The organism is Paenibacillus sp. 19GGS1-52 (assembly GCF_022369515.1).
Taxonomy (GTDB): domain Bacteria; phylum Bacillota; class Bacilli; order Paenibacillales; family Paenibacillaceae; genus Paenibacillus_AQ.
This window is the reverse complement of record NZ_CP059724.1, coordinates 3,627,842-3,639,775: the sequence shown is the minus strand read 5'-3', so window position 1 is coordinate 3,639,775 and position 11,934 is coordinate 3,627,842. Positions and strand designations below refer to the sequence as shown.

The 11,934-nt window shown below is 37.7% G+C and carries 11 protein-coding genes and 1 pseudogene; 10 read left to right on the top strand and 2 right to left on the bottom strand.

The window, feature by feature from the left end:
- Positions 1 to 12 precede the first annotated feature (12 nt).
- Positions 13 to 285 (bottom strand): hypothetical protein, encoded by a 273-nt coding sequence (locus tag H1230_RS17015; RefSeq protein WP_239710941.1) that lies wholly within the window; start codon positions 283 to 285, stop codon positions 13 to 15.
- A gap of 548 nt (positions 286 to 833) precedes the next feature.
- Between H1230_RS17015 and H1230_RS17010 the strand changes: the two genes are divergently transcribed.
- From H1230_RS17010 to H1230_RS31715, 3 genes and pseudogenes are all read left to right on the top strand, one after another.
- Positions 834 to 971, top strand: coding sequence for a hypothetical protein (locus tag H1230_RS17010; protein ID WP_239710939.1), 138 nt, complete (start codon positions 834 to 836; stop codon positions 969 to 971).
- 185 nt (positions 972 to 1,156) lie between these two features.
- On the top strand, positions 1,157 to 1,333 hold the full coding sequence (locus H1230_RS17005) for a hypothetical protein (RefSeq protein WP_239710938.1): 177 nt from the start codon (positions 1,157 to 1,159) through the stop codon (positions 1,331 to 1,333).
- Positions 1,334 to 1,351: 18 nt separating this feature from the next.
- A pseudogene (locus H1230_RS31715) lies at positions 1,352 to 1,630 on the top strand (tyrosine-type recombinase/integrase); the annotation flags it as partial.
- Positions 1,631 to 1,910: 280 nt separating this feature from the next.
- Here the strand turns inward: H1230_RS31715 and H1230_RS17000 are convergent.
- Entirely contained in the window at positions 1,911 to 2,363 is a 453-nt protein-coding gene (locus tag H1230_RS17000; RefSeq protein ID WP_239710936.1) for an HNH endonuclease, read from the bottom strand.
- A 276-nt stretch (positions 2,364 to 2,639) separates the two neighbouring features.
- On the opposite strand from H1230_RS17000, the gene H1230_RS16995 reads away from it, so the two are divergent.
- The 7 genes from H1230_RS16995 to H1230_RS16970 all read left to right on the top strand — a co-directional run bounded on the left by H1230_RS16995 (position 2,640) and on the right by H1230_RS16970 (position 11,933).
- Complete coding sequence (locus H1230_RS16995; RefSeq protein WP_239710934.1) at positions 2,640 to 3,368, top strand: hypothetical protein; 729 nt, start codon at positions 2,640 to 2,642, stop codon at positions 3,366 to 3,368.
- Between the two features lie 338 nt (positions 3,369 to 3,706).
- Positions 3,707 to 4,003, top strand: a complete 297-nt coding sequence (locus H1230_RS31710) for a tyrosine-type recombinase/integrase (protein WP_481857078.1) — start codon at positions 3,707 to 3,709, stop codon at positions 4,001 to 4,003.
- Entirely contained in the window at positions 4,000 to 4,737 is a 738-nt protein-coding gene (locus H1230_RS16990; RefSeq protein ID WP_239710932.1) for a hypothetical protein, read from the top strand. Before H1230_RS31710 ends, H1230_RS16990 begins: the two co-directional genes overlap by 4 nt.
- 215 nt (positions 4,738 to 4,952) lie before the next feature.
- The gene (locus H1230_RS16985) at positions 4,953 to 5,114 is read left to right on the top strand and encodes a hypothetical protein (protein ID WP_239710931.1); all 162 of its coding nucleotides are present in this window, start codon (positions 4,953 to 4,955) and stop codon (positions 5,112 to 5,114) included.
- Positions 5,104 to 5,517 (top strand): hypothetical protein, encoded by a 414-nt coding sequence (locus H1230_RS16980; RefSeq protein WP_239710929.1) that lies wholly within the window; start codon positions 5,104 to 5,106, stop codon positions 5,515 to 5,517. Before H1230_RS16985 ends, H1230_RS16980 begins: the two co-directional genes overlap by 11 nt.
- 223 nt (positions 5,518 to 5,740) lie before the next feature.
- The gene (locus H1230_RS16975; RefSeq protein ID WP_239710928.1) at positions 5,741 to 9,538 is read left to right on the top strand and encodes a hypothetical protein; all 3,798 of its coding nucleotides are present in this window, start codon (positions 5,741 to 5,743) and stop codon (positions 9,536 to 9,538) included.
- Positions 9,539 to 10,409: 871 nt separating this feature from the next.
- Positions 10,410 to 11,933: an AAA family ATPase gene (locus H1230_RS16970; protein WP_239710926.1), complete on the top strand. Its 1,524-nt coding sequence runs from the start codon at positions 10,410 to 10,412 to the stop codon at positions 11,931 to 11,933.
- Position 11,934: the final 1 nt, after the last annotated feature.

The window sequence follows — 11,934 nt, the reverse complement described above, 5'->3', positions numbered from 1 at the left end:
TGGTTTAGCTCTTTATTTATGGGATTGACGGCTGCGTTTACGATACTTCGTTTTTGGTTTCAAACGACGTCTTCTTGACTGTGGTTTGGGGCAATTCTTTCTTCGGGACAGCTGCGGATGCTGCTGGTCATCATTATCGTTCTTCCTTTTTGCAATAGTAATAAACGGTAGAATATTACTGCTAATTTCCAAAACATCTTTCGTTCCCTGATAAATCTTTGACCACGGGATTTGCTGCCCCCAATCGATTACCTGGTTTACCATTTCCATCATTTGTTGTTGCATTTGAATTCCCCCTATTTGATTTATTTACAATATTCTTTTGTGAAAATTTTCATGAACTTCTTAACAGCGACAAGAAGTAATTAAAAATTCAAATCATATTGTGTCCTTCCTTATAAGCAGCTCTTCGCCAAGTTATGCCTTAAATTCATTGCTATAATGTTTGACCCAACAGGCCCCCTGTTTTCCTGTTACCTAAATAAAGCGAAAAGTTCAAAGTTCACTCCAAAAATCTAAAAAAATTTGAATACCGAGTACCATAAGCCGTGGGGGTTAACAAGAGGAGAACTGCTGCATAAGCAGGGACTGCACCTTCTTGAGTTAACCATCGTTCCATCATGACTAATAGTTGCTGTAGGATCTAAATTATTTTTGTTGGGAGGGTTAAGTCCAAGTCAGAAGGGGAAATGCCTCTTTTTGTTTCGTCGTGTTATCTAATTCGGCCAAAAGGAGTAAACCATCTTTGAAGAATTTTTACGACAGCTAGAGAACCGAGGCGTCTCCAAAAAAACGGTAAGTAGCTATAAGGGGAGTTGGATGAGGTTTGGTGCTTGGCTGCAGTTCACTTCTCGGATAATCTAGATGATGCTACTTATGCTACACAAAAAGATATTGCCGATTTTAAGCGGCATCTAATGATTGCCGGTGAAGGGGTGGTAAGCCTGCATCGCCTGCAACTAATCAGTTAATGTTTATTCACCTCAATGCAATTTTTAGATTTTTCGCTGAGAAGGGATACATACCTGATAATCCTGTTAGGCCAATCAAGAAGCCCCCGAGAGCTCGTCGTGTTCTGAAATGGCTCTCTCGAAACGAACAAAACACCTTGCTTCGGGAAGTCCGGTTCCAGGAAAGTAAGAGGGAGAATGCAATTGTGCTCACCTTTCTTCGTTTAGAACTTCGGGTGCATGAGCTTTGTGATTTAGAACTCACAGATTTTACGTTGAGCGCTAGAAAGGGATCTGTGTATGTACGTGGGAAAGGTGACAAGTATCGGGATCTGCCAGTTAACGCCGAGCTACGCACTGACCTGCAGGGTTACCTGGAGTAAAGGGATTCCCCTAGTCCTTATCTATTCGTTTCAAAACGATCAGCAAAATGTTCCGAGCGCGGCATTCAGCACATTATTGAAAAATACCGTAAGCGGACACGAATCGTGCATCTGAACTGCCACAGTCTACGACATGCCTTTGGACACGACCTTCTTACAGCAAACCCGCCGGTGCCAATAGATCGGGTGGCCACGTTTATGGGCCACTTTAAAGAGGACGGTTCACCTAATATTGAAATGACCATGATTTATACGACTCCTGGAGTAGACCAGCTATTAACATTAGGATTAGAATAAGATCGAGAGAATTAGTATAGTAGACGCATATTGTGAAGGAGATGAAGGAGGAATGTGTGGCCGATATCAGTCCTTAATCAGGATAAAAATAGATTAAATGATGTGCGAATAGTAACGGAAGCACGTTAGATATTTTCAGATCTGTTGTTGATGGTAAGTTTGCCTGTTGCAAAGAATGTGATCATGCTTGCGAAGCACTTAGATGTCCGTTTGCTTCGAACATGAAGTGAATAATACAAAAAATAAAGCTACTCATAAGTGAGTAACTTTATCTTAAAAACTACAAGGAAAATTTTTCATCGATTGTTTTTAACTTTTCTAAGTACTTTTTGTACACTTCTTGTATGGCTATATCAGGATGATTTTGGTAATCATTTATTGGTTGAAGTGGCAAATAACCAGCAATTTGATTCTGGATTTTATCAATAAACATACTTCGTTTTTTAACTGCAAAATCATACCAATTTTTATCTATTTTCTCATCATTACAATGTGTACAAACAGGTAATATATTTTTAAATTCCATCGTACCACCATTTGAATTACTTACCACATGTTCTTTGGTCAATTTTTCCTGCGGGGTATTACAATACGCACAGCAGTTTTTATAATCATTGATTAAGACTAAAAAATATTTAGCTGTAAGATACTCGCGGTCTGCTAACAAGCGAGTAAGTGCGTTTTTTAGATTACGACCTGCTATGTTTTTTGCGGTGTGTATTGTTTGTCCCATAGCGTTTTCACTTCCCTTCTTATCCAGAATATACCTCGTAATTGGATTTACCTCAAGGGATGGATCTCACAGTACGAAGATATAGCTCTTCTAGGTGAGCACGGATTATATGATTTTCAAAACTGGATCGAGGGAATGAGGTTCTTACCACCGCCAGTGCCGATGCGGGTTGAGAAGACTTCCCGGCAGGAGGGAAACTACGTTTATTGTGGATGTGGAAGCAGAAGGTTCGATCTGATATTGGGTTTTAAATTATCATATAAAGGAGGAGTTTTTTTGAATATAAGATCCATTATGAAACAAATTCAAAATACTGTATTAAAAAGCAAACATTTAAAAATGTATATATACGCTGTGGCAATTAGCGTATTTATCATAGCTGATATAATAAGGGGGAATTCAAGTATTAGCCAGGGACTCGTATTGTGGGTTAGTATAATGGCTATTGCTACATACGTAAATTACAAGTTGTATCTAAGCGCAAACATATTGATGATGGCCATAATTACATACTTAATACTGCCCCTTTTATTCACAATATTTTGTGTCCTTGTATCTGGTGTAGTCACTGGACGTTTGAATATGATTCTACCGTTCTTCGCTATTACTAGCGTTTATGTGCTCATGTTTATCCTGCAAGCACGTAAAACAAAAAGATCAGATATTTTTTTAGAAAATATTAAAATATCACTGGATATTGTAAGAACGTTTTTCGCATCAGCCCTTGGAGTAATGGCCATCTATTATCTCATGAATAAAAACTATACTTATTTCCAGAATGTTATTGTAGAGTATTCAAAAATGACCAATGATGAACTGAAGCAGCTCCTTCAAATTCTGGTGCAGACGCTAACTCTTCCCTTTATCATTTTGACTTCAATTTTTCGGATTTATGCAGACTGGTTCCTTCTCCGAAAAAAAAGAAAAGACCGCATTATTCAACTGCTGGCCTTGCCGTCTTCGAATTCAAAGCGTCCAGATGAACACCCAATTCAATCACAATAAAATTACCAACAGCTACATGAATTGCAGATCCGTTGGTCCGCTGGTAATAGAGAGGAGTATAGGCACAGCTACGCTGTAATAATTGTACAAGAGTTAATACCAGCCTCTAAGATGGGTCGACATCAAAAGAAGAGCACCAGAGACAATGCCATAATGTTAACTTTTCTTCGATTGGGTCTTCGCGTACATGGGCTTTGTGATCTGCAGCTTACGGATCTGGAATTGAGCGATCGGAAGGGACTGCCTATATCCGCGATAAAGGCGACAAAGATTAATTAAATTAGAGCTACGAGCTGCGTTGCAGGGATACCTGGTAGAGAGAGACTCATCCAGTCCATATGTATTTGTTCAAAGTGATCGTCAAAATGTTCCGATCGAGGGATTCAACACATAGTAGAAAAATATCGCGAGCGGATACGACTCAACACCTGACCTGTCGCAGCTTACGTCATACTTTTGGCCACGATTTACTGGCTGCTAGTAACGATCTGCAAAAAGTGGCTATGTTGATAGGGCATTACAAAGAGGACGGCACACCTAATATCGAAATGACGATGATTTATACGACTCCTGGAGCTGAAAATCTGGAGTCGATCAGCTGGACATGTTTAGATGAAAGGAGCGAAACAATTTGAATAGCACTATAAGTGAATTTTGTAAGCTGAAGCTTGAGATAAGGGATTTCCTAAATCAGACATCTAATTATATAGAAATTAATGAACAACAAATAAAAGATATGGTTAATCAATCACATTATACCGTGAACCATGAAGGCGATTCTTATGATTTTTATGGTATGGAAAAAGAATCGTACTGGTTCCCTATAACATTAAGAAATTCAGTATTTGTTACACTTTATGGTTTTTTTGAACATATTCTTATTAAAATTTGCAACACTTTATATACAATGAGAGGTATTTCGATGAGTGTTGAATCTTTTTTTAATAATAAACAAAATACTGGTTCAACTATAGTGAAAGCTAGTAATTATATCTTGAACGTTGCAACTACTTATTTTCCGGATCAGCTCCCTGAATGGACACATATGAAAAATTGTGCAGTTTTGAGGAATTCTATTGTCCATAATTTCGCAAAAAATAATGATAGAGTAAAATTATTGCTCCCAATGAGCGGAATAACAACTGAAATTAAAGATATAACTAACGAAGTGTTGGATTTTGACTATATGGGAGAAGCACATGGTGTGTCTCAATTGAACTTTGAGAATAGTTTTTTTCTACTATCCAGTTTCAGTAAAGAGTTTCTAAATTCATTTGCAACATTAATGAATAAATTTTTTTTGGTGAATGCTTCGTTATTAGACGGAAAACACGATGAAAAGCTAGCATCATTTAATTTCACAGTTTAACAAAAGGTTTATTGACTTATTTTGAACAACAGAGTTGAACCACGCCGAGTTTTGAGGGAGTTGAGGGTACCGTTTGAGTCGATCAAAGAGAACGATCACAATCCAACCACTTCCAAGAATCACTACAAATCCATGATCGTATATAAAGGGCTGGAGTAACATGGGGCTGCTGTGGAGCAGATCAGCTGGACTTAACTAAATGAAGGAGGTTCCATATGTTTAATTACGCAGATACGGGAAAAGTGAAAATGCGACTTGGCCAATATGTCGCACACCATATTATAAAAGATGGTTTTACAAGCAAAACTGTTCGTTCGCCGGATCAGCTTAACAAAATGGATAGGTTTGAACTGGCCAAGGAATTTTTTGTCCTCTAAAGAACGTAAATACTTCGATCGTGATTTATTTACAACTCCAGAACCAGAAAAGCTATTGGATGATATTGCGAGGTATATCGATCAACGAATCCCAAAGGCATATGTGAATTGGTTCAATTACGGCAATGATGAAGATGAGGAATGGTCAGCGGGGAAATATGGTTTAACCTATCAGTTCCGAGAAAATGAACTGCTGGAAACAGAAACAAGAGAAAAATCAAAGGCATGGAACTCAAATGCTTCCGCAAGTAAAGAGCAAGTCCGATATCTTAAAGCTTTACTTTCCCAAGCGGGATACATTTTGAAAATTAGCTACGATGACTTGACTAGGGAGAGCGCCAGCCCGTTAATTAGTTTTTTTGTGGATGATGACGCTTACCAGAAGATGTTCAAAAATTACTAGAATACGAAATTTCTACTTTCAGGGAGTATTGATCGATGCTTTACCAATATTAAAAATTGAAGGAGCGTTTCCAAGGCACAGCTGGCATCAGCTGAAGGAAGTCCACCCAATCCAGTGGAGCGTTCTGGAATCGTAGGTTAACATTTATATGAAGGTACATCAGTTATCTTTGTCGAACTTGTGATTTAGCAATTTCAATAAAATAGAAGGGATGCGTTCAAGTATGAGTCTAATAAGTGAGAATCAACTAGATGAGTGGGTACGTGGAAATACACGAGAAGCTCAAGGGAAAATAGTTGAACTTGTATGGCGATTGGTTGCTGTGTCTTCTCCCAATCCGAAAGAGCGCAGATTTCCACTAGGAGATAGTATTGGACAGCCAGGTCCTGACGGATTATTAAATACTGAATATAGTTTCGATCCTTTTGTACCTGAAGGGAGATCATTCTGGGAAATTGGTACTGGAAATATCGCCAGAGACAAAGCAACATCGGATTATCGTGGATTGACTGACGCAACTCCAGAAGAGGTAAGGAAAAAATCAACATTTGTCTTCGTTACACCGCTTTCTGGTAGAAGGGATTGGCAGCATACATGGAAAGAGAACGCGCAAGCTGAATGGTTACATAGTAGACGGCAGAATAACGAGTGGGCCGATGTTCGTGTAATAGATGGATCGGTACTTATAGATTGGTTGCACCATTTTCCCGCTGTAGAAACATGGCTTGCAGAGATTATGAATTTACCTATCCAGCACATTCAAACTGCAGAGCAACATTGGGGAGATTTAATAACCATAGGAGACCCTCCACCTCTTACACCAGAAGTCTTTCTTACTAACCGCAATGCGGCTAGTGAGAAATTGAATGAACTATTTTCGGGCACATTGGTTCAACTTAAAGTTGACACCCTCTTTCCTGAACAGGTAGCAGATTTTGTTGCTGCTCACGTTGCATCTTTAGACGAAGAATTGAAAGTGGATATCACCGGGCGCTGTCTTATCATTTCGAATGTGGAAGCATGGAATGCAATGGTTACTCTGAACTCACCTCATTTTCTAGTTGCAAATTTTGACCTTGATGAGACAGAAACAGGCACAAAACTCCTAGAAAGAGCACGTAGGGGTAGGCATTTGGTCATCTTTAGCGGAAGACCAGGCGGGATACCGCATCCGAACAGAGTTACTATACCAAACCCAAAAAGTTATCAATTGAAAGAAGCCTTAGTTATGGCCGGATATAACGAGGAACGAGCACGTACTCTAGCTCAGAAAAGTGACGGTAATATAAGCTCTTTACTTAGATGTATCCAACATCTTTCTTTAATGCCGGAATGGGCTCAAAGAACGGATGCAGCTGAACTTGTTATTGCGGAACTACTTGGTGCATGGAATGAACGGTCTGATGCGGATAAATCAATCGTGGAGAAACTTTCGGGAAACTTTTACGGGGATTGGATCGGAAAGATTCGTGATATTTCGCTTCGTCCGAGCAGTCCCCTAATTAATAGAGAGGGTAACTGGAAGGTTGTTTTGCGATACGAGGGATGGTATGCCCTTGGACCACGAATATATGATGAACTTCTCGACCGATTTAAAGAAATAGCATTGACTGTTCTAAAAGAACGTGATCCTCAATTCGATTTACCTGGTGATCAGAGGTATGCGGCTAGTATATATGGTAAGACTTTAAATCATTCAAGACTAATAAGGAAAGGGGTAGCAGAAACATTAGCACTTCTAGGAAGCCAACCACAAGCGTTGATATCATGTTCTTCAGCAAAAGCTGTAATGACGGCTTCCACTACAATTAGGGAACTCTTTTTTGATGCAGATTGGATACTTTGGGCCAGTCTGAATGATCTCTTACCATTATTTGCTGAGGCGGCTCCAAATGAATTTCTTAATTCAGTTGAAGAAGCATTAGCGAGCAAATACTCTCCATTTGAGAGCGTTTTTTCGCAAGAGGGAACAGGATTGATGGGGCACAATTACATGACAGGATTGCTTTGGGCATTGGAAACCTTAGCTTGGGATGCTGAATATTTAACACGTGTAGTTATCATACTTGGAGAACTTGCTCAAAAAGATCCAGGAGGAAACTGGGCTAATCGTCCAGCTAATTCTCTCTCGACTATCTTATTGCCGTGGTTTCCTCAGACTAGCGCCTCAGTTTCAAAGAGAAAAGTAGCTGTCACAACTCTTTTCCTAGAATTTCCTGATGTTGCGTGGAAATTACTGTTAGAGCTTCTTCCTAGTTCACATCAAGTTTCATCAGGTTCTCATAAACCATCGTGGAGAGAACTAATTGCAGATGATTGGACTCAAGGTGTTACGAATCAAGAGTATTGGGAGCAGATATCCGGATATGCACTATTAATAATAGAAGCTTCTAAGCATGATTTTTCAAAACTAAATGAATTAATATCACGTTTCTCAGACTTGCCCCAGCCAGTGGCTGATGAACTGTTAAGTTACTTGAGTTCATCAGAAGTACTTTGTTTACCACAAGAAGCTCGCTTAAAATTATGGAATGAACTTACGGTTCTTGTCTTAAGACACCGAAAGTTTTCTGATGCAAAGTGGGCAATTCCTTCGAAAATAGTTGATAATATTCAAACTGTTGCCGACAGTCTTTCTCCTATAGAACCATTTTATCGAAACCAACGAATCTTTAATGACTATGATTCACATCTATTTGAGGAACTTGGGAATTATCAAGAACAACAGAAAAAGCTAGATGAGCTTAGACAGAAGGCTGTAAGGGAAATTTTGGTCGCAGGGGGTGTTGAAGAGCTTCTAAATTTTGCTAAGGTTGTTGAGCATCCAATGTATGTAGGACTTGCTTCAGGAGTACTAGGTGAAGACATTATCGAAAAAGCTGTTCTTCCAGCATTAATTGCTTCGGATATAGATTCAATCTCGAGGTTTGTTGGTGGCTTTATATTGGGGACATTCCGTAAAAATGGGTGGCAATGGGTTGATAATCTCGATTTTACAAATTGGAGTAACCCCCAAATAGCACAACTGCTTGTATACCTACCTTTTAGTTCTGAAACATGGGGGAGGTTAGAAAAACTTCTTGGAGAGGACCAAATACTATATTGGTCCCTAACAAATGCAAATCCATATGAAACAGAAGAACAATTGGATTGGGCAATTAATTGTTTACTTAAATATAATCGACCGCATGCCGCTGTCAAATGCTTGGACAAACTATTACATGAAAAAGGCACTATTGATAGCCAACAAGCTGTGCGTGTGCTACAAGCAGTGCTTGCTTCTCCTAAGGGTATTCAATCAATTTATACTCATGACATTGTTGAGATTATTAAAGCTCTACAAAATGAAGAGAAAACAAATCAAGATGACCTTGCACAAATCGAATGGAATTATTTGACTTTACTTCGACATTATCCTGATGCAACACCAAAACTTTTAGAGCAACAACTAGCTGAACAACCAACTTTTTTTTGTCAGGTTATACGCACAGTGTTTCGCTCCAAAAACGAAGAGCAACATACTGAAGAAGATTCATCGGAGGATAAGGAAAATATAGCATCAAATGCTTATAACTTACTTAGAGAATGGAGTAAACCTCCAGGTAGTCGGGAAGGGACATTTGATGGTGATTTTCTGATTAATTGGCTTGAGGAAGTGAAAAAACATACTCGTGAATCAGGCCATTTGGAAGTCGCACTTATTATGGTTGGACACGTGCTCATTTATACACCTGCTGATCCAGATGGACTTTGGATACATCATTCTGCAGCCAAGGTATTAAATGAAAAAGATGCTAAGGATATACGGGAAGGTTATAGAACTGAATTGTTTAACTCGAGAGGAGTTCACTCTTGGACAGCAGGTAAAGAGGAAAAAGAATTGGCTGAAAAATATAGGAAGCAAGCAGAAGAAGTAGAGCTTCATGGATACCATCGCTTGGCAGACATACTTCGTCAGTTGGCTGCTTCCTATGAATATGAGTCACAACATCAGGCATCTGAAGATCTTTTTGAGGACTAATGTCTAAAAGAGCATTTTATAGGTCCCCGGAATTATATTCTGGGGATTTTTCGAATGTACCAAAAGTACAATTCAAGGAAGAAAGTTGAAAAGCCTTGGCTTAATGAGACTTATAAAAATAAGTCTCAGCTATAAAAAAGGTGAATAAATATGACAACCATTCTTCCCGTTATCAAACCTTCTTTATATTATTTTAGAAATGGTATTTAATATAAATGAAGGAAATGATATTAAGAATCAAAAAAAGATATTTCTAATGTACTGAAACAAGTTTGTAGTAAATCAGAAAATTTACACTTTTTGCTCGGATCTGGATGTTCATAACCAGGAACTGTCAAAGACAGTGTTGTCTCAATGTAACAATTTCATTCTTCATAGAATCAGAAGTAACGTAGATCTGGAACAGATGAGAAGAAGTATCCCTTATATTAGTGACTCGCAGTTACAACGTATTACGTATTTAACCACTAGCTCGGCACTATTAGTTGGTGATGCATTTTCTGTGCCGATGGAGTTAATAATTAAAGGGGGAGAGTATGGAGATCCTTCAAATACATTTCTTCCATCTAACGTTTGGAGAAAAAATAGTAACTAAACTGAATTGGGAATTGTATAATAATCCCTTTACAAAATAATACATTCGCAATATAATTTATTGAGTCCGAAAGCATCGGATAAAGAGTCAAGCGGAAAGTATCCCTTGGCTCTTTTTTTCTTTAATATAATATTGTGGTTCATTTAATCCAACGGTGATTATCCCTTTGGCGGGTTCAAATTACAAAGATTAATATACACGTAACTGATACTGGTAACTAGATGAGAAAATATATACGTATTGAGTACTTTGAAATCATTGTTGAGGAGCAAATGTATGCGTATTATCAGTTCAAAAGATGTGCCAGCCGACCTAAATGAGCCTTATATCCATCTTAGACTAGATGGATGGAACGACTGGTGGGAATATCAATGTTTATATCATGTAAGTTATTGTACCAAGTATGACCATGTATTTCTAGGAAGTGTAAAAGTTGGAGAGAAAGGATTACAACCTGACGATAATAAAATTCTCATACCAAGCATTCCTAACGATTGTACACAACTACCTGATCAATTTTATTCGTTGGGTCAGGACGTAACTTACTATTACAATCTTTATAAATTCAAAGAAGATGATAGATTAATTATTTTAAAGTGCCTAAATGATATTGCACTAGATGAAAGTATCTATGATGTTATTCGATTTGAGTACATGTTTACAAGAGCTTTGAAAAGAGATGTAAGTATTTCTTCTATAAGGGGGCAATACAGTAGGTTAGCACATGGCAATGCAGAATTGACAAAGTATGACTTCATTTATAATCTACCCAACAATGAAAATAAGATCTATATGCATATTCAGGTTGATCCAACGCAAATCCCTTCAACTAACTTGCATGTTTTAATAGGCAGAAATGGTGTTGGTAAAACAACGTTATTAACAAATTTAGTGGCAACTGTGCTCACGAATTCAGATGAATATGGAGAAATAATCGTAACAGAGGATACGAAGCAAGAAGTATTGTTCGCAAATTTAATTACGGTAGCATTTAGTGCATTCGATACAGGGAATTACGTGAAGTTTAAAAGTTCAGACACTTTAAAATATATTTCAATTGGTATGTTAAAAGAATTAGAAAAATCAGGAGTTGATTTGGATGAGAAGATCACCGAAATTAACTTCATACCAAAAACTTTAGATGATTTGAAAAAAGAGTTTGTTGATAGCCTTTTATCAATCATAAATAATGGAAAGTCATCTCGCTGGATTGATGCTATTACTACTTTAGATAGTGATCCCATATTCTCAGCGATAGGAGTAAAATATTTTATAAAGAATGAATATATCTCTAGAGCGCATCTTTATTTTGAAAAATTAAGTTCAGGGCATAAAATTGTATTATTAACCATTACAAAGTTAGTTGAAACAGTCGAAGAAAAAAGTCTAGTAATCTTAGATGAGCCTGAGATGCATTTACATCCACCATTACTTTCTTCTTTTACAAGAGCATTATCAGATCTTATGATTTCTAGAAATGCAGTGGCGATTATTGCTACACACTCTCCTGTAATTTTGCAGGAAATACCTAAAGAATGCGTATGGATAATCAATAGATATTATGACCAAATTAATTTTGATAGGCCTGAAGATGAAACATTTGCAGAAAATATAGGGGTTTTAACTAGAGACGTTTTTGGCTTAGAGGTTCACAAGTCAGGTTTTCATGGTTTAATTAGTAAAGCCGTATCTGAATTTGATAATTATGATGACATAATTAATTATTTTAACGGGAAGCTTGGATTTGAAGGGAAAACTATAGCAAGATCCTTATTGTTCAGCAAGGAGGAAAGAAATTAAA